General features: G+C 68.8%; 19 protein-coding genes. All 19 read right to left on the reverse strand.

Annotated features, from left to right (window positions below; genetic code table 11):
* Positions 1–64 precede the first annotated feature (64 nt).
* Complete coding sequence (gene atpD / locus H293_RS0136580; protein ID WP_020122768.1) at positions 65–1,501, reverse strand: F0F1 ATP synthase subunit beta; 1,437 nt, start codon at positions 1,499–1,501, stop codon at positions 65–67.
* The gene (locus H293_RS0136585) at positions 1,501–2,418 is read right to left on the reverse strand and encodes a F0F1 ATP synthase subunit gamma (RefSeq protein WP_007384725.1); all 918 of its coding nucleotides are present in this window, start codon (positions 2,416–2,418) and stop codon (positions 1,501–1,503) included. The genes atpD and H293_RS0136585 overlap by 1 nt, the downstream gene beginning before the upstream one ends.
* A gap of 21 nt (positions 2,419–2,439) precedes the next feature.
* Entirely contained in the window at positions 2,440–4,029 is a 1,590-nt protein-coding gene (atpA, locus tag H293_RS0136590) for a F0F1 ATP synthase subunit alpha (RefSeq protein WP_020122769.1), read from the reverse strand.
* Positions 4,030–4,154: 125 nt separating this feature from the next.
* Positions 4,155–4,970, reverse strand: coding sequence for a F0F1 ATP synthase subunit delta (locus tag H293_RS0136595; protein ID WP_020122770.1), 816 nt, complete (start codon positions 4,968–4,970; stop codon positions 4,155–4,157).
* On the reverse strand, positions 4,967–5,512 hold the full coding sequence (locus H293_RS0136600) for a F0F1 ATP synthase subunit B (protein WP_020122771.1): 546 nt from the start codon (positions 5,510–5,512) through the stop codon (positions 4,967–4,969). The genes H293_RS0136595 and H293_RS0136600 overlap by 4 nt, the downstream gene beginning before the upstream one ends.
* 42 nt (positions 5,513–5,554) lie before the next feature.
* Complete coding sequence (locus H293_RS0136605; protein ID WP_019060721.1) at positions 5,555–5,791, reverse strand: ATP synthase subunit c family protein; 237 nt, start codon at positions 5,789–5,791, stop codon at positions 5,555–5,557.
* Between the two features lie 73 nt (positions 5,792–5,864).
* Positions 5,865–6,686, reverse strand: a complete 822-nt coding sequence (atpB, locus tag H293_RS0136610) for a F0F1 ATP synthase subunit A (protein ID WP_020122772.1) — start codon at positions 6,684–6,686, stop codon at positions 5,865–5,867.
* 225 nt (positions 6,687–6,911) lie between these two features.
* Positions 6,912–7,325 carry a hypothetical protein gene (locus tag H293_RS0136615; RefSeq protein ID WP_020122773.1) on the reverse strand — a complete coding sequence of 138 codons (414 nt, stop codon included), beginning with the start codon at positions 7,323–7,325 and terminating at the stop codon, positions 6,912–6,914.
* A 308-nt stretch (positions 7,326–7,633) separates the two neighbouring features.
* Positions 7,634–8,941: an MraY family glycosyltransferase gene (locus H293_RS0136620; RefSeq protein WP_020122774.1), complete on the reverse strand. Its 1,308-nt coding sequence runs from the start codon at positions 8,939–8,941 to the stop codon at positions 7,634–7,636.
* A gap of 129 nt (positions 8,942–9,070) precedes the next feature.
* Entirely contained in the window at positions 9,071–10,312 is a 1,242-nt protein-coding gene (locus tag H293_RS0136625; protein ID WP_020122775.1) for a serine hydroxymethyltransferase, read from the reverse strand.
* 121 nt (positions 10,313–10,433) lie between these two features.
* The gene (locus H293_RS0136630; RefSeq protein WP_007384716.1) at positions 10,434–11,105 is read right to left on the reverse strand and encodes an arsenate reductase/protein-tyrosine-phosphatase family protein; all 672 of its coding nucleotides are present in this window, start codon (positions 11,103–11,105) and stop codon (positions 10,434–10,436) included.
* Positions 11,102–11,749 carry an L-threonylcarbamoyladenylate synthase gene (locus tag H293_RS0136635; protein WP_020122776.1) on the reverse strand — a complete coding sequence of 216 codons (648 nt, stop codon included), beginning with the start codon at positions 11,747–11,749 and terminating at the stop codon, positions 11,102–11,104. The genes H293_RS0136630 and H293_RS0136635 overlap by 4 nt, the downstream gene beginning before the upstream one ends.
* A gap of 52 nt (positions 11,750–11,801) precedes the next feature.
* Positions 11,802–12,647 (reverse strand): peptide chain release factor N(5)-glutamine methyltransferase, encoded by an 846-nt coding sequence (prmC, locus tag H293_RS0136640; protein ID WP_020122777.1) that lies wholly within the window; start codon positions 12,645–12,647, stop codon positions 11,802–11,804.
* Positions 12,648–12,711: 64 nt separating this feature from the next.
* Complete coding sequence (gene prfA, locus H293_RS0136645) at positions 12,712–13,788, reverse strand: peptide chain release factor 1 (protein WP_020122778.1); 1,077 nt, start codon at positions 13,786–13,788, stop codon at positions 12,712–12,714.
* A 104-nt stretch (positions 13,789–13,892) separates the two neighbouring features.
* Positions 13,893–14,111: a 50S ribosomal protein L31 gene (gene rpmE / locus H293_RS0136650; RefSeq protein WP_020122779.1), complete on the reverse strand. Its 219-nt coding sequence runs from the start codon at positions 14,109–14,111 to the stop codon at positions 13,893–13,895.
* A gap of 151 nt (positions 14,112–14,262) precedes the next feature.
* Positions 14,263–15,369: an LCP family protein gene (locus H293_RS0136655; protein ID WP_020122780.1), complete on the reverse strand. Its 1,107-nt coding sequence runs from the start codon at positions 15,367–15,369 to the stop codon at positions 14,263–14,265.
* A gap of 207 nt (positions 15,370–15,576) precedes the next feature.
* Positions 15,577–17,379, reverse strand: coding sequence for a trypsin-like serine protease (locus tag H293_RS0136660; RefSeq protein ID WP_020122781.1), 1,803 nt, complete (start codon positions 17,377–17,379; stop codon positions 15,577–15,579).
* A 133-nt stretch (positions 17,380–17,512) separates the two neighbouring features.
* The gene (rho, locus tag H293_RS0136665; protein WP_020122782.1) at positions 17,513–19,546 is read right to left on the reverse strand and encodes a transcription termination factor Rho; all 2,034 of its coding nucleotides are present in this window, start codon (positions 19,544–19,546) and stop codon (positions 17,513–17,515) included.
* 409 nt (positions 19,547–19,955) lie between these two features.
* Positions 19,956–20,885, reverse strand: a complete 930-nt coding sequence (thrB, locus tag H293_RS0136670; protein WP_020122783.1) for a homoserine kinase — start codon at positions 20,883–20,885, stop codon at positions 19,956–19,958.
* Between the last annotated feature and the right edge of the window lie 72 nt (positions 20,886–20,957).

Genomic DNA, 20,957 nt, shown 5'->3' on the forward strand with positions numbered 1-20,957 from the left:
GGGGGCGGGACGTACCCCGCCCCCTCAAGCGTGAACCACAGGGTTCACATGGAACTCAGTGGGTTCAGGAGACGCCGAGCTCCTTGGCGTTGGCCTTGAGGTCCTCCAGGCCACCGCACATGAAGAACGCCTGCTCCGGGAAGTGGTCGAACTCGCCGTCGCAGATCGCGTTGAACGCGGTGATCGACTCGTCCAGCGGCACGTCCGAGCCGTCCACGCCGGTGAACTGCTTGGCGACGTGGGTGTTCTGGGACAGGAAGCGCTCGACGCGGCGGGCACGCTGGACGACCAGCTTGTCCTCCTCGCTGAGCTCGTCGATGCCGAGGATCGCGATGATGTCCTGGAGGTCCTTGTACTTCTGGAGGATCCCCTTGACACGCATGGCCGTGTTGTAGTGGTCCGCCGTGATGTAGCGCGGGTCCAGGATCCGGGACGTGGAGTCCAGCGGGTCCACGGCCGGGTAGATGCCCTTCTCGGAGATCGGACGGGACAGAACCGTCGTCGCGTCGAGGTGGGCGAAGGTGGTGGCCGGGGCCGGGTCGGTCAGGTCGTCCGCGGGGACGTAGATCGCCTGCATCGAGGTGATCGAGTGACCACGGGTCGAGGTGATGCGCTCCTGGAGGAGACCCATCTCGTCGGCCAGGTTCGGCTGGTAACCCACCGCGGAGGGCATACGGCCGAGCAGGGTCGACACCTCGGAACCGGCCTGCGTGAAGCGGAAGATGTTGTCGATGAAGAACAGCACGTCCTGCTTCTGCACATCGCGGAAGTACTCCGCCATGGTCAGACCGGCGAGGGCCACGCGCAGACGGGTGCCCGGGGGCTCGTCCATCTGGCCGAAGACCAGCGCGGTCTTGTCGATGACGCCCGAGTCGGACATCTCCTCGATGAGGTCGTTGCCCTCACGGGTGCGCTCACCGACACCGGCGAACACGGAGACACCGTCGTGGTTGTTGGCGACGCGGTAGATCATCTCCTGGATGAGCACCGTCTTGCCGACGCCGGCACCACCGAACAGACCGATCTTTCCACCCTTGACGTACGGGGTGAGAAGGTCGATGACCTTGACGCCGGTCTCGAACATCTCGGTCTTCGACTCGAGCTCGTCGAAGTTCGGGGCCTTGCGGTGGATGGACCAGCGCTCGCCCTCGTACGTCTCGTCGACGTTCAGCACCTCACCGAGGGTGTTGAACACCTTGCCCTTGGTGAAGTCGCCGACCGGGACGGTGATGCCCGTGCCGGTGTCGGTGACGGTGGCCTGGCGGACCAGACCGTCGGTGGGCTGCATCGAGATGGTGCGGACCAGGCCGTCACCCAGGTGCTGGGCGACCTCCAGGGTCAGCGTCTTCTTCGCGCCGTCCTGGGCCGGGTCGGCCACCTCGACGTGCAGAGCGTTGTAGATCTCCGGCATCGCGTCGACGGGGAACTCCACGTCGACGACCGGGCCGATGACCCGGGCGACGCGGCCCGTGGCAGCGGCCGTCTCAACTGTCGTCGTCATTACCTGTCACTCCCCGCGGACGCGTCGGCGAGGGCTGCGGAGCCACCGACGATCTCGCTGATTTCCTGGGTGATTTCGGCCTGGCGGGCCGCGTTGGCAAGTCGGGAGAGCGTGGTGATGAGCTCTCCCGCGTTGTCGGTGGCCGACTTCATCGCACGCCGCGTGGCGGCGTGCTTGGAGGCGGCCGACTGGAGCAGCGCGTTGTAGATACGGCTCTCCACGTAGCGCGGCAGCAGGGCGTCGAGGACGTCCTCCGCCGAGGGCTCGAAGTCGTAGAGCGGGAGGATCTCGCCCTGCGGCTTGGCCTCCTGCGCCACCTCTTCGAGGCTGAGCGGCAGCAGACGGTCGTCGAGCGCCGTCTGCGTCATCATCGAGACGAACTCGGTGAAGACGATGTGGAGTTCGTCCACGCCGCCCTCGGCCGTGTCCTTCTCGATGGCCTCGATCAGCGGAGCCGCGACCTTCTTGGCGTCCGCGTACGTGGGCTCGTCGGTGAAGCCGCTCCACGACTCCGCGATCTTGCGCTCACGGAAGTTGAAGTGCGCGACACCGCGGCGGCCGACGATGTAGATGTCGACCTCCTGGCCCTCGCGCTCCAGCCGCTCGGTGAGCCGCTCCGCCTGCTTGATGGCGTTGGAGTTGAAGGCGCCGGCGAGACCGCGGTCGCTCGTCAGGAGCAGCACCGCGGACCGCGTGACCGTCTCGGCCTTCGTGGTCAGCGGGTGCCTGGTGTTCGAGCCGGTGCCGACCGCCGTGACCGCGCGGGTGAGCTCGGTCGCGTAGGGCGCCGAGGCCGCCACCTTGCGCTGCGCCTTGATGACGCGCGAGGCGGCGATCATCTCCATCGCCTTGGTGATCTTCTTGGTCGCGGTGACGGATCGGATGCGACGCTTGTAGACCCGGAGCTGGGCTCCCATGAGTCAGGTCCCTTCCTTACGTCACTTGGCCGCGGCCGGGGCGTCCTCGCCGAGAAGCTTGCCGTCCGAGGTCTCGAACTGCTTCTTGAAGTCGGCGATCGCGTCGGCAACAGCGGTGAGGGTGTCGTCCGACATCTTGCCGCCCTCCTTGATGGAGGTCATGAGGCCCTGCTCCTTGCGGTGCAGGTACTCCAGGAGCTCCTTCTCGAAGCGGCGGATGTCGTTGACCGGGACGTCGTCCATCTTGCCGGTGGTGCCGGCCCAGACGGAGACGACCTGGTCCTCGGTCGCCATCGGCTGGTACTGGGCCTGCTTCAGCAGCTCGACCATGCGCTGGCCGCGCTCCAGCTGCGCCTTCGACGCGGCGTCCAGGTCGGAACCGAAGGCGGCGAAGGCCTCCAGCTCACGGAACTGGGCGAGGTCCACGCGCAGACGACCCGAGACCTGCTTCATCGCCTTGTGCTGCGCGGAACCACCGACTCGGGAGACGGAGATACCGACGTTCAGCGCGGGGCGCTGACCGGCGTTGAACAGGTCCGACTCCAGGAAGCACTGGCCGTCGGTGATGGAGATGACGTTGGTCGGGATGAACGCCGAGACGTCGTTGGCCTTGGTCTCGACGATCGGCAGACCGGTCATCGAGCCCGCGCCCATCTCGTCGGAGAGCTTGGCGCAGCGCTCCAGCAGACGGGAGTGCAGGTAGAAGACGTCACCCGGGTAGGCCTCGCGCCCCGGCGGGCGGCGCAGCAGCAGGGACACGGCGCGGTAGGCGTCGGCCTGCTTCGAGAGGTCGTCGAAGATGATGAGGACGTGCTTGCCCTCGTACATCCACTGCTGGCCGATGGCCGAACCGGTGTACGGCGCCAGGTACTTGAAGCCGGCCGGGTCGGACGCCGGGGCGGCGACGATGGTCGTGTACTCCAGCGCGCCGGCCTCTTCCAGGGCGCCACGCACGGAGGCGATGGTCGAGCCCTTCTGGCCGATGGCGACGTAGACGCAGCGGACCTGCTTCTTCGGGTCGCCGGAGCGCCAGTTGTCACGCTGGTTGATGATCGTGTCGACGGCCAGGGCGGTCTTGCCGGTCTGACGGTCACCGATGATCAGCTGGCGCTGGCCACGGCCGATCGGGGTCATCGCGTCGACGGCCTTGTAGCCGGTCTCCATCGGCTCGTGCACCGACTTACGGGCCATGACGCCCGGAGCCTGCAGCTCAAGCGCGCGACGACCGCTGGTCTCGATCTCGCCGAGGCCGTCGATCGGGGCACCGAGCGGGTCGACGACGCGGCCGAGGTAGCCCTCGCCGACGGCCACGGAGAGGACCTCGCCGGTACGGGTGACCGGCTGACCCTCCTCGATGCCGCTGAACTCACCGAGGACGACGCAACCGATCTCGCGCTCTTCCAGGTTGAGCGCGAGGCCGAGGGTGCCGTCCTCGAACTTCAGCAGTTCGTTGGCCATGGCCGAGGGCAGACCCTCGACCTTCGCGATGCCGTCGCCGGCAAGGGTGACCGTACCGACCTCCTCGCGCGAGGCCGCGTCCGGCTTGTACGACTGGACGAAGTTCTCCAGCGCGTCCCGGATCTCCTCCGGCCGGATCGTGAGCTCCGCCATCTGGGTTCCCTGCTCTCCTTGTTGGGCCCGAAGTTTCACTTTGGGGGTCTGGGGGCGACCCCCAGGATTCTTCATGTACGGCCCAACCAGGGCCGTCGTAAGTACGTACTGCTATGAAGTTGCTGCTAGCCCGCCAGGCGGCGGCCGGCGTCCTCGATGCGGTCCGCGATGGAGCCGTTGATGACCTCGTCGCCGACCTGCACCCGGATCCCGCCGAGGACCTCGGGGTCCACGTCGAGGTTGAGGTGCATCGGGCGGCCGTAGAGCTTCGCCAGGGCACCGCCCAGGCGCTGCTTCTGCTGGTCGCTCAGCGGAACCGCCGAGGTGACGACGGCCACCATGCGGTCCCGGCGCTCGGCGGCGAGCTTGGACAGGGACTCAAGGCCCGCCTCCAGGCTACGTCCCCGGGGCGCGGCCACAAGGCGCGTCACCAAACGCTCGGTCGTCGCATCGGCGCGGCCACCGAGCAGGCTGGCGAGCAGCTCACGCTTGGCCTGGGCCGATGCGGCGCGGTCGGTCAGCGCGGCGCGCAGCTCGGTGTTCGAGGCGACGATCCGGCCGAACCGGAACAGCTCGTCCTCGACGTTGTCGAGCGTGCCCCGCCGCTGCGCGGCGGTCAGGTCGGCGATGTTCGCCAGCTCCTCCAGCGCGTCCACCAGGTCGCGCGAGCGCGACCAGCGGGAGCGCACCATGCCGGACACCAGGTCGGTGGCGGGGCCGCCGACCTGCGTGCCGATCAGGCGCTGGGCCAGTTCGGCCTTGGCCTCGCCGGGCTGCGCCGGGTCGGTCAGGACCCGACGCAGCGACACCTCGCGGTCGAGCAGCGCGGTGACGGCGGCCAGCTCGTCGGCGAGCGAGCCGGCGTCCACGGACGTGTTGTCCGTCAGCGCGTCGAGACGCTCGCGTGCGGCTGCCAGGGCCTCGCGGCTCGCTCCGTTCATCGCGCGGCCTCGGCCTTCTCCTCAAGGTCCTCAAGGAAGCGGTCGATCACGCGGGACTGGCGGGCGTGGTCCTCGAGGGACTCGCCGACGAGCTTGCCGGCCAGCTCGGTGGCGAGCTTGCCGACGTCCTGGCGCAGCGCGGACGCGGCGGCCTTGCGGTCCGCCTCGATCTGCGCGTGACCGGCGGCGACGATCTCCTCGCGCTGCCGCTGGCCTTCCGCGCGCATCTCGGCGATGAGCGTGGCGCCCTGCTCCTGCGCCTCCTGGCGCAGGCGCGCGGCCTCGTGGCGGGCCTCGGCGAGCTGTGCCTTGTACTGCTCAAGGACGCTCTGGGCCTCGGTCTGCGCGGCCTCGGCCTTCTCGATACCGCCCTCGATGGCCTCGCGACGCTCTTCCAGAACCTTGTTGATGTTCGGGAGGAGCTTCTTGGCGAGGAAGCCGAAGACGATGACGAAGGCGATGAGGCCGATGACAAGCTCGGGGATCGGCGGGACGAGGGGGTTCTCGGACTCCTCGACTGCCAGAATGAGCAGCTGGCTCATATCAGTGCCTTTCGTCTAGTCGGCTGGTCGTGGATCCGCGGATCACTTGCCGTAGACGAACGGCATGACCAGACCGATGAGGGCGAGCGCCTCACAGAAAGCGAAGCCGAGGATCTGGTTGGCGCGGATCAGGCCGGCGGCCTCGGGCTGACGGGCCAGGGCCTGGGTGCCGTTACCGAAGATGATGCCGACGCCGACGCCGGGGCCGATGGCAGCGAGGCCATAGCCGATGGAGCCGAGCGAGCCGGAAACAGCGGCAAGGGTCTCAGTGGCAGCCATGGTGATTCTTCCTTCTGTTTCTAAGGCCGGTGGGGGTTGGCCACCGGACGACTGTGGGGTCGGGCGGGGTCGCTCAGTGGTGCTCGGCGAGCGCGCCCTGGATGAAGGTGCAGGTCAGGAGCACGAAGACGTAGGCCTGCAGGGCCTGAATGAACAGCTCGAAGGCCGTCATGATGATGACCATGATGAACGAGACGCCCGCGTAGGCGATCCCGATGCCGTTCAGCAGGTACCAGCTGGCGATCGTGAAGAGCAGCAGCAGGGTGTGACCCGCGAACATGTTGGCGAAGAGTCGCACAGCGTGGGTGAACGGCCGGACGAGCAGGTTCGAGAAGAACTCGATGAACATCGCCAGCGGGAGAACCGGGCCGAGCGACTTGTCGTAGCCGGTGAAGTTCTTGAAGGCTCCGACGAACCCGTGCCGCTTGAAGGTCAGCGAGACCCAGAGGACGTAGACGATCGCGGCAAGGCCCGCAGGGTACGAAATGATCGCCGTGACCGGGAACTGGGCGACCGGAATGATCGACCAGAGGTTCATCATCCAGACGAAGAAGAAGAGTGAGACGACCAGGGGGACGTATTTCTCTCCTTCCTTCTTGCCGATGGTCTCGTAGACGATGCCGCGCCTGACGAAGTCGTAGCCCGCCTCGGCGACCATCTGCAGCTTGCCCGGGACGACCGCAGGCTTGCGGAAGGCGGCCCAGAAGAAGCCGATGATGATGACGGAACCGAGTAGCGCCAGCAGCATCGTCTTGTCGAAGTACACGTTGCTGGTGCCGTCGCCCACCAGGGGCTCGAACAGGAACGAGTGCAGGCCGGGAGCCGGGAAGCCACAGCCGTCAAAGATGTGGCAGTCGGTCTCGAAGGCGAGCACCTGCGTCGGGTCAGCACTCACCGCGGGCTCCTTCAGCGTGGCGCATAGGTACGGCAACCTCGTTGTGTCGGCGCGGCGTACAGCCGCGGTTCGGCACTGGACTGGTGTTACGGATATGGGGGCGGCCGGGGGGCATCGAGCCTCGCGTTCGAGCAGGCGTCAGCTCGGATGCCCGCGCCCGCGATGCCGCAGTTGGCACCGGACGATAGCAGGAGATCTCAGACGTCTTTATCCCGGCCCTACCCCTCACGACGAGTGCCCCGATTTATCGGGCTCGACGTAGAGGATTTTGGACTTCATGTGCGCACGGGTCTGCGCGGCGATCCACGCGAGGGTGCCGGCGACCAGCGTGAACGCGAAGGCCTTGGGGTGGAAGAGCGTGGTGTTCTTGAACGCGGCCAGGAAGACGAACAGCAGCAGGATCTGCGTCGCGTACAGCATGAGGCCCATCGCCTGGAACAGGTGCGGAAGCGATTTGGCAGTGCGCTGCAGGATGTAGAGACCGAGACCCATGAAGAGGATCACGATCAGTGTCGCCACCCCGGCCCCGATCGCACCCTTGCCACCGACGACCACACCACTGACGACGGCGGCGATCGCGCCGACGGCAGCCGTGGGCACGGCGGCCTGAGCCAGGATCCGGACGTCGTTGGACGGCATGGCGGCAACTCCGCTTTCAAAAGGGGGGGTGTGTCGTCATGGACGAGCGTAGTCCCGGGCTGAGGGTGACCCTCACGCCAAGGGACCGTCGCACTGCGGTCCTTCGGCTCTGCCCCGGGTTCTCGTGAACCGTATCACAAACTATTTGATGCGGTCTTTACCTAGAACGTGTGCCCACTGTCACACATGAGAGTGAAGCTGCGCGTCTGCGCGGAAACGCGGGGGAGTTGTCTGGTATAAGGGCGATTTGTCGCCCCGTCGAACTCCCACGCGTTGGCAATGCTTTAGTCAGATTCTTACCTTGGGCGTCAGCGCGAGGTCTCGGCCTTGCGCCTCTCCGGCACGTGCGAACGGGCGCTCAGCGCGGTCGCCCCGTTGACACCCGCCACCCCCACCGCGACCGGGGTGCGCTGTTCCACCTCCATGGCCTCCGCGACCGCCGCCCGCCGACGGCGGCGGTAACGCGGCGGCACGACGTGCTGGGCCCACATCGGCACGCGCGGGGTGAAGCGCGGCAGCAGCAGCAGCACGAGACCGATCGCGCTGAGGAACACGACGCCGAGCACGATCCACATGGACGCGGAGTTCACCGAGTAGGCGAGTGAGCCGAACGCGATCAGCGCCGACCAGAAGTACATGATCCACACCGCCCGGCTGTGCGAGTGCCCAATCTCCAGGAGCCGGTGGTGCAGATGCCCGCGGTCGGCGGCGAACGGCGACTGGCCCCGCCAGGTGCGGCGCACGATGGCCGAGATCAGGTCGGCGGCCGGCACCGCGATGATGGTCAGCGGGAGCAGCAGCGGGATGTAGACGGGAACCGTCTGGTGCACGGCCGCCTTCTCGGACCCGGCGAACAGCTTCAGCGCGTCCGGGTCGATCTGCCCGGTGATGGAGATCGCGCCCGCGGCCAGTACCAGGCCGATGAGCATCGATCCCGAGTCGCCCATGAAGATCCGCGCCGGATGCATGTTGTGCGGCAGGAAGCCGATGCACATGCCCATCAGGATCGCCGCGAACAGCGTGGCCGGGGCGGCCGCCTCGATGCCGTACGAGTACCAGATGCGGTAGGCGTACAGGAAGAACGCGCCGGCGGCGATGCAGACCATGCCGGAGGCGAGACCGTCGAGGCCGTCGACGAAGTTCACCGCGTTGATGGTGATGACGACGAGCGCGACCGTCAGCAGGGTGCCCTGCCACTGGGTCAGCGCGACCGAGCCGACGCTGGGGATGGGCAGCCACAGGATCGTCAGACCCTGCATCACCATCACGCCCGCGGCGATCATCTGGCCGCCCAGCTTGATCAGGGCGTCGATCTCGAACTTGTCGTCCAGGACGCCGATCAGCCAGATCAGGGCGGCCCCGGAGAGCAGCGCGCGCGGTTCGTTCGACTTCTCGAAGACCGCGCTGAGGTTGGTCAGGTGGTCGGCGACCAGCAGGCCCGCGCACAGTCCGAAGAACATGGCGATACCGCCGAGCCGCGGAGTCGGTTCCCGGTGCACGTCACGGGCCCGGATCTCCGGCATCGCTCCGGCCACGATCGCGAACTTCCGTACCGGCCCTGTCAGCAGATACGTCACCGCGGCCGTGATGCAGAGCGTCAGCAGGTATTCACGCACAGGCTTCCCCACAGGTCTCGCTGGCCATCTCAGCCCCACACCCTAGCGACGCACGCATATGGTTGGGGACTTCCGGGTAGAGCCGATGGTTGCACGTGCGGCTGTGCCCGCAGGTGCGGATACCCTCGCTCAGGCCGGATACGGCGGAAATCCGCCGACCAGATCCCGCACTTCTTCACGTGCCCTGGCGCTCTCGACCTCCCCGCGCACCACCCCCGCGAGCAGGGCGGCGATGCCCGTCATCTCCTTCTCGGCCATGCCCTGGGTGGTGACGGCGGCGGTGCCCAAGCGCAGTCCGCGCAGGTCGGCGTGAGGAAGCGCACAGCAGTCCAGCACCATTCCCGCGGCCGCGAGCCGTCCCCGCGCGGTGCGTCCGTCGACGCCGAGCGGCGCCGGATCGGCGGTCACGAGATGCGTGTCGGTCCCGCCGGTGGTGACCACGAGTCCCTCGTCGGCCAGCGCGGCCGCGAGGACCCGCGCGTTGGCGACCACCTGATGGGCGTACGCGGAGAACGCCGGTGTCGCCGCCTCGCCGAACGCGACCGCCTTCGCGGCGATGGTGTGCATCTGCGCGCCGCCCTGCGTGAACGGGAAGACGGCCCGGTCGACCCGCTCGGCCAGCTCGCTCCCGCACAGGATCATTCCGCCGCGGGGCCCGCGCAGCACCTTGTGGGTGGTGGCGCAGACGACATCGGCGTACGGCACCGGACTGGGCGCCGCTCCCCCGGCGACCAGCCCGATGGGGTGGGCGGCGTCGGCGATGAGATACGCGCCCACCTCGTCGGCGACCTCGCGGAAGAAGGCGTAGTCGATGTGCCGGGGGTAGGCGATGGAACCGCACACGATCGCCTTGGGCCGGTGGGTGCGGGCGAGGGTGCGCACCTGGTCGTGGTCGATGATCCCGGTCTCGGCGTCGACGCCGTAGGGGACGAAGTCGAACCAGCGGCCGGAGAAGTTGGCGGGCGAGCCGTGGGTGAGGTGGCCGCCGTAGGGCAGGCCGAGCGCGAGGACGGTGTCGCCGGGGCGCAGGAGCGCGGCGTAGGCGGCCAGCACCGCCGAAGAGCCCGAGTGGGACTGCACGTTGGCGTGTTCGGCGCCGAACAGGGACTTCGCCCGCTCCACGGCGAGCCGCTCGGCGACGTCGACCAGCTCGCAGCCGCCGTGATGGCGGGCGCCCGGATAACCCTCGGCGTACTTGTTGGCCAGCGACGAGCCGAGCGCGGCCAGGACGGCCGGCGAGCAGAAGTTCTCGGCGGCGATGAGCTGGAGCGTCGACGACTGCCGGTCGAGCTCCCCGAGCAGAATCTCGGCCAGCTCGGGGTCCTGCCGCGCGAGGACGTCGGCGGTCTGGGGCGCGTGGGTGACCGACATGGTGGACTCCGGGGCGTCGACGGTGACGTACGTCCAATGTAGGCCCGGGGCCGGTGGGGTGCCCGGTCGTTACGTCCTTGCGGGTACGCCCGTGAGCGCCGTGACGACCGGACAGAGCGCGTCACGCGCGCGCAGGAACCCCGGTCAGCGCCGTCACCACCGGATCCAGCGCCTCGTTTATCTCGTCCCCGATCGAGCGGAAGAAGGGCAGCGGTGCTCCGTACGGGTCGAAGACCTCGTCGGCCTCGGCGGTGGGGGCCAGGAGCCACCCGCGTAGAGCGGCCGCCGCGCGGACCAGGGCGCGGGCGCGGCTCACCAGGCCCTCCTCCAGGGGCGGCAGGGTCGCCGGGTCTATCGCCTTCACCAGACGGGTGAACTCCTTCAGGGTGAAGGTGCGCAGGCCCGCCGAGTGCCCCATGGAGATCACCTGCTGGCGGTGGTCGCGGGTGGCGGTCAGCACCAGGTCCGCCATGATCACGTGTTCGTCCAGCAGTTCGCGCCCGGTGAAGCCGGAGGGGTCCGCGCCGAACTCGGCAAGGACCGTCTCCGCGTTGGCCTCCATGGGCGCGCCCTCGTGGCCCCAGGTCCCGGCGCTCTCCACGACCAGGCCGCCCCACAGGGGGTCGCCGAGCCGGTCCGCCAGGGCATGCCGGGTCAGCCGCTCGGTGATCGGCGAGCGGCACACGTTGCCGGTGCTGACGTGGAGGATGCGGAAGCTGTCACGCGGGAGCCCTGTGAAGGTCCGCGTCTCTTCCCCGTCCCATATGCCACGCCCCGCGTCAGGGGCCGTCAATTCGCCACCTCGAGGTCGGGTACGACCTTCCTGAGCTCTTCCGCGGAGATCGCGCCCGCGCGCAGCAGCAGGGGCACCTCGCGGGTGACGTCGACGATCGAGGAGGGGACGTTGCCGGGGGTCGGGCCGCCGTCGAGGTAGACGGAGACCGAGTCGCCGAGCATGTCCTGGGCGGCGTCACAGGTCTCCGGCGAGGGGTGACCGGTCAGATTGGCGGAGGAGACCGCCATGGGGCCGACCTCGGTCAGCAGCTCGATGGCGACGGGGTGGAGCGGCATCCGGACGGCCACCGTGCCCCTGGTGTCGCCCAGGTCCCACTGGAGGGACGGCTGGTGCTTGGCGACGAGCGTGAGCGCGCCCGGCCAGAAGGCGTCGACGAGCTCCCAGGCCAGCTCGGAGAAGTCGGTGACGAGACCGTGGAGGGTGTTCGGGGAGCCGATCAGCACGGGAGTGGGCATGTTGCGGCCCCGGCCCTTGGCCTCCAGGAGGTCATGGACGGCCTCGGAGGAGAACGCGTCGGCGCCGATGCCGTACACCGTGTCGGTCGGGAGGACCACGAGCTCGCCACGGCGGACGGCGGACGCGGCTTCGCGCAGACCGGTCGTGCGGTCGGTCGCGTCGTTGGTGTCGTATCGCCGTGCCATATCTAGCGGGCCTCCTCGTACACGTACTGCTCTGGAGTCTGGGGAGTGCGGCTCACGGCATCGCCCTGCGGGCGGTCGCGAACCTGGGGCGGTTGTTGAGGTCGGGGTGGTCGGCCGCGTCGGCCCAGCCCCGCTCCTCGGTGAAGATCCACGGCACCTGGCCGCCCTGGGTGTCGGCGTGCTCGATGACGACGACACCCCCGGGGCGCAGCAGCCGGTGTGCGGTCCGTTCCAGACCGCGGATGAGGTCGAGGCCGTCCTCGCCGGAGAACAGGGCGAGTTCGGGATCGTAGTCCCGCGCCTCGGGAGCGACGTACTCCCATTCGGTGAGCGGGATGTACGGCGGATTGGAGATGACCAGGTCGACATGGCCGTCGAGGTCGTGGAAGGCGTCCAGGGCGTTGCCCTGGCGCAGGTCGACCCGCGACCCCTCGACGTTCTTACGGGTCCACCGCAGCGCTTCCTCGGACAGCTCCACGGCGTGCACGCGGGAGCGCGGGACCTCCTGGGCGAGGGCGAGCGCGATGGCGCCGGAGCCGGTGCACAGGTCGACGATGCACGGCTCGACGACGTCCATCGCGCGGACCGCGTCTATGGCCCACCCGACCACGGACTCGGTCTCGGGGCGCGGCACGAACACACCGGGGCCCACCTGGAGTTCGAGGTAGCGGAAGTAGGCGAGGCCGGTGATGTGCTGGAGCGGTTCGCGCTGTTCCCGGCGCGCGATGGTCTCCCAGTAGCGGGCGTCGAAGTCCGCGTCCTTCACGGAGTGCAGCTCGCCCCGCTTCACGCCGTGCACGAACGCGGCGAGCTCCTCCGCGTCGTTGCGCGGCGAGGGCACGCCGGCGTCGGCCAGCCGCTGGGTGGCCTGGGCCACCTCTGCGAGCAGCAGGTTCACGCAAGTCCTCCGTGTCGTACTCGGTCGTGCGTACGTGCCTCTTTCGGGCGCTCTTCGGCGGCCTTTACGCGGCCGCCAGCTTCGCTGCCGAGTCCGCGTCGACGCATGCCTGGATCACCGCGTCGAGGTCGCCGTCCAGGACCTGGTCCAGGTTGTACGACTTGAAGCCGACGCGGTGGTCCGAGATGCGGTTCTCCGGGAAGTTGTACGTGCGGATCTTCTCGGAGCGGTCGACGGTGCGGACCTGGCTGCGCCGGGCGTCGGCGGCATTGCGCTCCGCCTCCTCCTGCGCCGCCGCGAGCAGCCTGGAGCGCAGGATACGCAAGGCCTGCTCCTTGTTCTGCAGCTGGCTCTTCTCGTTCTGGCAGGAGGCGACGACTCCGGTGGGAATGTGCGTGATGCGCACGGCGGAGTCGGTCGTGTTGACGGACTGCCCGCCGGGCCCGGAGGAGCGGTAGACGTCGATGCGGAGGTCGTTGGGGTTGATCTCGACGTCGACCTCCTCGGCCTCGGGCGTGACCAGCACACCGGCCGCGGAGGTGTGGATACGGCCCTGGGACTCGGTCGCCGGGACGCGCTGCACCCGGTGCACACCGCCCTCGTACTTCATCCGGGCCCAGACGCCCTGCCCGGGTTCGGTGGCACCGTTTCCGCCCTTGGTCTTCACGGCGACCTGGACGTCCTTGTAGCCGCCCAGTTCGGACTCGGTGGCGTCGATGATCTCGGTCTTCCAGCCGACGCGCTCGGCGTACCGGAGATACATGCGCAGCAGGTCGCCCGCGAACAGCGCCGACTCGTCACCGCCGGCACCGGCCTTGATCTCCAGGATGACGTCCTTGTCGTCGCTGGGGTCGCGCGGGACCAGGAGCAGCCGCAGCTTCTCCGTCAGCTCGTCGCGGGCCTTCTCCAGCTCCTTGACCTCGGCGGCGAACTCCGGGTCGTCGGCACCGAGTTCGCGCGCGGTCTCGATGTCGTCGCCGGTCTGCTTCCAGGAGCGGTACGTGGCGACGATCGGGGTGAGCTCGGCGTAGCGCTTGTTCAGCTTGCGCGCGTTGGCCTGGTCGGAGTGGACCGACGGGTCGGCGAGCTTCTTCTCCAGGTCGGCGTGCTCACCGACGAGTTCCTCGACGGCCTCGAACATCTTGGGCTCCTGAACTGCGTAAAGAAAGACGGAAGGCGGGCGACCAAAAACGCCGGTCCCGGCGCACTCCGAGGAGTGCGGCGTGGACCGGCGCTGGTGGCTCGCTACTTCTTGGCAGCAGCCTTGCCGAAGCGGGCCTCGAAGCGGGCCACACGGCCACCGGTGTCGAGGATCTTCTGCTTGCCCGTGTAGAACGGGTGGCACTCGGAGCAGACCTCGGCACGGACGGTGCCGCTGGAGATCGTGCTACGGGTGGTGAACGACGCGCCACAGGTGCAGCTGACCTGCGTCTCGACGTACTCGGGGTGGATGTCGCGCTTCAAGGTGTCTCCTAGTTCCGGGAGGGTGCCGGGTCGCCATCGCGGATTGCGGAGGCGTGAACCGGGACCGACGTACCAGTCTGCCAGGACTGGCCGCATCCCCCAAAACGAGGGGTCGCCGCGATCTATTCCCAGCCACTGGGCAGGCGGTCCGCTACGAGGTGACGACGCCCTTGGCCTGGCCCGTCGCGGTGCCTTCGGTGGCCGACCTCGGGATCGCCCGGTCGTGCTCCAGGGCCGTCCAGATCTGCTTGGCCTTGGCTTCCTGCACGATCACGCGGTTGGGGTTCGCCGGGTCGTAGCGGACCGGCATGGTGACCATGGTCATGTCCGAGGGGCTGATGCCCTTGAGGCCGCCCGCGAAGGAGACCAGGGAGTTGACCGAGCCGAGGTGGGAGTCGGTGGTGACGGCCTTGGTGGCGGTGTCGGCGAGGTCGTACAGCTTCTTCGGGCTGGACAGCACGCCGACGCTCTTGACCTGCTTGACCAGTGCCTTGATGAAGGCCTGCTGGAGCTGGATACGGCCGAGGTCGCTGCCGTCGCCCACGCCATGCCGGGTGCGGACGAGACCGAGGGCCTGGGCGCCGGTGAGCTCGTGCGTGCCGGCCTTGAGGTCCAGGTGGCTGTCGGTGTCCTTGATGGCCTTGGTCGTGGTGACCGTGACCCCGCCGAGCTCGTCGACCAGCTTCTCGAAGCCGCTGAAGTCGACCTCCAGGTAGTGGTCCATGCGGATGTCGGTCATGGACTCGACGGTCTTCACCGCGCAGGCCGCGCCGCCGGTCGTGTAAGCGGAGTTGAACATGACGTCCGAGGCGGCGTCGTGCTCCTTGCCGTCGGTGTCGGTGCACTGCGGGCGGTCGATCAGGGTGTCGCGCGGAATGGAGACCACGGTGGCCTTCTTGTGGCCCTTGTACACGTGGATGATCATCGCGGTGTCGGAGCGGGCGCTGCCGTCGTCGGTGCCGCCGCCGAGCTTCTTGTTGGAGCCGGAGCGGGTGTCCGAGCCGAGGACGAGGATGTTCTCGGAGCCGTTGTCGACCTTCGTGGGCCGGGAGCTGCCGAGGACCTGGTCGATGTCGACGCTCTTGATGTTGCCGTTGAGCTTGAAGTACACGTAGCCGGCCCCGGTGCCGCCCACCACGACGATCCCCGCGGCGACCCATGCCATGACCAGCAGGCCCTTGCTGCCCCTGCTGCGGGGTTTGCGGCGGCTTCCCTTGCCCCCCGGTATTCGGGGATTCGGCTTGCTCTCGGCTGACATGCGCTCCTCGAATCTCGTCCGGTCGGTTACCCCCTGCTTTCAGGGTCAGACGTGGTCAGAAAAAGACCCGTACCGCACCATGGTCGCTCCGCCTGGTCAGACGGGGAAACTCGAGAAAGGGTTGCACAACGCCCTGTGACCACCATGTGCAGCGGTGGTCACAGGGCGTCACGAGAACCTCAGAGTGAGCCTTGCTCACCAGCGGTTTCAGCCAAAGATGTCGTACTGCTGGAAACCCGTCCCCGCACTGGTCCTTGTGGCAAAGATCTCGCTGGTCGCCTTGCCGGTGCCCTTGTACAGGTAGAGCGTGCCGCCCGGGGTGCGGGCCAGCAGGTCGGCCCTGCCGTCGCCGGTGATGTCACCGACGGCGTCGAAGGCGTTGTAGCCGCTCCAGTTCGTGCGCACCTTGACCCGGGCCGCGAAGACGCCCGTGCCGGACGTGCCGGTGCCCTTGTACAGGTAGAGGTCGCCGGTGCTCTTGTTGCGGGCGAGCACGTCCGCCTTGCCGTCGCCGGTGAAGTCGCCGTGGCCGAGCAGCTGGTTGTACTGGCTCCAGCCGCCGCCGACCCTGACCCGGGCCGCGAAGCTGCCGTCGCCCTTGCCCGGGTAGATCCACAGGACGCCCGCGGAGTCCACGGAGAGCAGGTCGGGCTTGTAGTCGCCGGTCACGTCGCCGGGGGTGACGATCCGGGTGCGGGTCCGCCAGTCGGTGAAGACCTTCTTCGGGTCGGCCCAGGCGCCTCCGGTGGACGACGGGACGAACCGCAGCCAGTACACATCACCGGTGGCGGAGACGCGGTACAGGAGGTCCTGGAAGCCGTCCCGGTTGAGGTCGGTCTGCCGCACCAGGTTCACCCCGTTCCAGTCGCCCCAGGACTGCCGGGCGGCGAAGGTGGTGCCCTTGGAGTCCTGCTCGTAGCCGACCTTGGTGGAGGAGTTGCGAGCCCACAGGTCGGCCTTGTGGTCGAAGCTCAGGTTGGTGTCGTCGACGCGCGGGTAGGCGGCACCGACGTACTTGCTGACCTTGGTGAAGACGCTGTAGGCGCCCTTGGCGACGCAGTCCGTCACGTTCCAGGAGACGACACCGACGATCCGCCCGTTCACGACGAGGGGGCCGCCGGAGTCACCGCTGCAGATGGCGGTCGTACCGGAATCGCTGCCGCTGGCGGCCGGGCCCGCGCAGGTCATGTGCCCCTTGATGAACCAGGAGCCGTAGGCCGCGGCGCACGTCGTGTCCGACTTGATGGGCAGCGTGGCCGTCTTCAGCGTCTCGGAGATGTCGTCGCTGGTGGAGCTGGTGCGGCCCCAGCCGTAGACCTTGGCGGTCTTGGCACCGGTGGTGGCGGGGTCGTACGAGGCGGTGTCGGTGGCCGTCGTCATGCGGATCGGGGTCGCCTTGACGGGGGCCGCCAGGGTCAGGACCGCGATGTCGTTGTCGATGGTGTCCGCGTTGTACGACGGGTGGTACCACTGCCGCAGTACGGCCGTGGCGGTGCCGCCGTGCAGGTCGCCGTCCTCGGAGGGCAGCTGCGTGGCACCGGTCACCACGGCGCCGCCCTTGGCCCAGTTCGCGCCCTTGACGCAGTGCGCGGCGGTGAGGATCTTCGTCGGCGCGACGACCGCGCCGCCGCAGAAGAACCCGGTGTCGTCGCTGGTGTCCGTGGTCCCCTGGTCGTCGGTGTACCAGAGCTGGGCCATCCACGGGGCCGAGGTGATGGTCGTCGTCGTACCGCCGATGATCATCGGCGAGACGGTGGAGTCGACCTTGCCCCCGCTCATCGGCGACCGGGTCATCGTGCGGGAGGTGTCCTCCGCCGCGACGGCACCGGCGATCCGGTGCTCCAGCTCGGACTGCGACGGCGTGGACGCGGTGGCGGCGGCCGGGGCCGGTGCCTGCGGCTCGGGCACTACGGTGGCGGCGTTCGCCGACGTGGCCAGCAGCGCGGCGGCCACGGCGACGGGCAGGGCGATCCACGCACGCCGTCTGTGCCGGCCGGCGCCTCCGGACATGGGTATACCCATGCAAGTCCCCCCAAGGGATCAGAAGTTCAGAGATCGAAAAATCGACCGAAGAGCGCGATCCTAAACCAAAGAGGACCGCCCCCCGTGGTCGGGGGGCGGTCCTCTTTCCGAACGCTTGACGTCAGTCGCCGTTGCCCGGCGTCGGCGTCGTCTTCTGGATCTGCATCAGGAACTCGGCGTTCGACTTCGTCTGCTTCATCTTGTCGAGAAGCAGTTCGACCGCCTGCTGCTGGTCGAGGGCGTGCAGCACCCGGCGCAGCTTCCAGACGATCCCGAGCTCGTCGGGAGCGAGCAGGATCTCTTCCTTACGGGTACCGGACGCGTCCACGTCCACCGCCGGGAAGATCCGCTTGTCGGCGAGCTTCCGGTCGAGCTTGAGCTCGGCGTTGCCGGTGCCCTTGAACTCCTCGAAGATGACCTCGTCCATGCGGGACCCGGTGTCCACCAGGGCGGTGGCGAGGATGGTCAGCGAGCCGCCGTCCTCGATGTTGCGGGCCGCACCGAAGAAGCGCTTCGGCGGGTACAGGGCGGTCGAGTCGACACCACCGGACAGGATGCGGCCGGAGGCGGGCGCGGCGAGGTTGTACGCACGGCCCAGACGCGTGATCGAGTCGAGCAGCACGACCACGTCGTGGCCCAGCTCCACCAGACGCTTGGCACGCTCGATGGCGAGCTCGGCGACCGTGGTGTGGTCCTCGGCCGGGCGGTCGAAGGTCGAGGAGATGACCTCGCCCTTCACCGACCGCTGCATGTCGGTGACCTCTTCCGGACGCTCGTCGACCAGGACGACCATCAGGTGGCACTCGGGGTTGTTGTGCGTGATCGCGTTGGCGATCGCCTGCATGATCATGGTCTTGCCGGTCTTCGGCGGGGCCACGATCAGACCGCGCTGGCCCTTACCGATCGGCGCGACGAGGTCGATGATGCGGGTGGTCAGGACGCCGGGGTCGGTCTCCAGACGGAGGCGGTCCTGCGGGTACAGCGGTGTCAGCTTGTTGAACTCCGGGCGGCCGCGGCCGTGTTCGGGCGCCATGCCGTTGACGGAGTCCAGGCGCACCAGCGCGTTGAACTTCTCGCGCCGCTCGCCTTCCTTGGGCTGACGGACCGCGCCGGTGATGTGGTCGCCCTTGCGCAGGCCGTTCTTGCGGACCTGGGCGAGGGAGACGTACACGTCGTTGGGGCCCGGCAGGTAGCCCGACGTACGGATGAAGGCGTAGTTGTCGAGGATGTCCAGGATGCCGGCGACCGGGATCAGGACGTCGTCCTCGTTGATCTGCGGCTCGGGGCCGCTCATCTCGTCACGGCCACGACGGCCGCGGCGGTCCCGGTAGCGACCGCGCCGGCCGCGGCGACCGCCCTCGAAGTCGTCGTCGTCCTGGGGGCCGTTGTCGCGCTGACGGTCCTGGCGGTCCTGACGGCCGCCGCCCTGCTGCTGGTTCTGCTGCTGGCGCTGACCGCCCTGGCCCTGCTGGTCGTCGCTCTTGCGACGCTCACCACGGTCCCCGCGGTCGCCACGCTCACCACGGTCACGGCCGCGGTCACGGCGGTCGCGGCGGCCACGGCCGTCGCCGTCACCGGCGTCGCCCTGCGGCTGCTGCGCGGGATTCTCGGCCTTGGGCTCGCTCTTCGCCTCGGCCACGACGGTCTCGGGGCTGCCCGAGGGGGCGCCGGCCTCGGCGGTGGCACGGCGGCGACGGCGCTCGGCGGGAGCGTCGTCCCCCGCGCGCTCGGCGGCCGGCTGGCCGGGGATCTCGATCTGCTGCTGGGCCACGGCCTTCTCGGCGGGGGCCTCGGCCTTCGCCTCCGCCTTCTTCTCGGCGGCGTCGCCCGTACGGGCCTTGGAGGTGGCGCGGCGCTTCGGCTTGGTCTCGGCGGCGTCACCGGCGGGCGAGGATGCAGCCTTGGGAGCCGCGGCACCTCCCCCGGCCTGCGCTTCCTTGATGACCTCGATCAGCTGGCTCTTGCGCATACGCGCGGTGCCCTTGATGCCGAGGCCGGATGCGACCTGCTGCAGCTCGGCCAGCACCATGCCGTCGAGGCCGGTACCGCGGCGCCGCCGGGAGCCGGCACCGGCGGCAGGCGCGGAGGCGTCCGTGGAGGGCGCGGCAGCGGTCTCCTCGACACGTGCGCCCATCAGATCGGTGGTGTCGCTCACGAAGGGTCCTTCCCTGGAGCGGACGTCGGCCTGTCTGGCTCGGCGACCGTTTGTGCTGTCCGACGTCGGTCCCATCCTTGTGGACCGAGCCGGGGCGGTGGTCCGCCTAAGCGGCGGAGGAATGTGGTGACGGCGCTTCCGATAGCCGTGGCACTGAGTGTCCGTGTCACGTTGGCTTGGTCGCACCGGTTCCGGAGCGTGCCCGGCAAGTCGCTCAGTGCCCGCGTACGAGGTACTGCCCTTGTACGTCGTACGGAACGCAGTGCGGCTTGGGAGGCTCCCGGAAGAATGTCTGTCCCGGACGGGGACGTGAAGCACCTCGCCATGGTGGGGTCGGGTGCAGACTTGAGATTAACACTACCGGATCCAACAAACATTCCCCCTCTCGAAATCCGGCACACGCCGGATCTCAGATGTCACTGGCTGCCGCGAGCGGGAGCACACAGGCCCCCTGGGCGTCGAGGTCCAGCCGGTTGGCGGCCCAGCCCGCGCCCGCCAGATGGGCCACCTTGTCGGCGCTGGCAGCGTCGACGAGCGCGAGCACGGTGGGCCCCGCCCCCGAGATGACTGCCGGGACTCCGTCGGCCCGCAGCCGCTCCACGAGTGCGGCGCTCTCCGGCATGGCGGGAGCGCGGTACTCCTGGTGGAGACGGTCCTCGGTGGCCGGCAGCAGCAGCTCGGGGCGCCTGGTGAGGGCCTCGACGAGCAGCGCGGCACGGCCGGCGTTGGCGGCGGCGTCGACGTGCGGCACGGTGCGCGGGAGCAGTCCGCGCGCGGTCTCGGTCAGGACGGGCTTTCCGGGCACGAAAACCACCGGAACGATGGAATCGTCGGGCTCCAGCCTGATCGCCCGGGCGGCACCGGCCTCCATCCAGGCGATGGTGAAGCCGCCGAGCAGACACGGGGCCACGTTGTCGGGGTGGCCCTCGATCTCGGTGGCGAGCTCCAGGAGCGCGGTGTCGTCGAGCCGGGCCTCGCCGCCTATGGTCACGGCGCGCGCGGCGACGATTCCGGCGCAGATGGCGGCCGAGGAGGAGCCGAGGCCCCGGCCGTGCGGGATGCGGTTGGCGCAGACGATCTCCAGGCCGCGCGGCTGGCCGCCCAGCAGGTCGAAGGCGGTGCGCAGGGAACGTACGAGGAGGTGGTTCTCGTCCCGCGGGAGCGTCTCGCTGCCCTCTCCCGCGATGTCGATGTGCAGCCCTGAGTCGGCCACCCGGACGACAACGTCGTCGTAGAGCCCCAACGACAGGCCCAGGGCGTCGAAGCCCGGGCCGAGGTTGGCGCTGGTGGCGGGGACGCGCACCCGGACGGCGGCGGCGCGGAAAGCGGGACCGGCCATCTCTCGATGACTCTCCTTGAGCTGCGTGATTGTCGAATGACATTCGATGACGTACGAGGACCCTGCTGGCCG

The sequence above is a fragment of the Streptomyces canus 299MFChir4.1 genome, from assembly GCF_000383615.1.
Classification (GTDB): domain Bacteria; phylum Actinomycetota; class Actinomycetes; order Streptomycetales; family Streptomycetaceae; genus Streptomyces; species Streptomyces canus_C.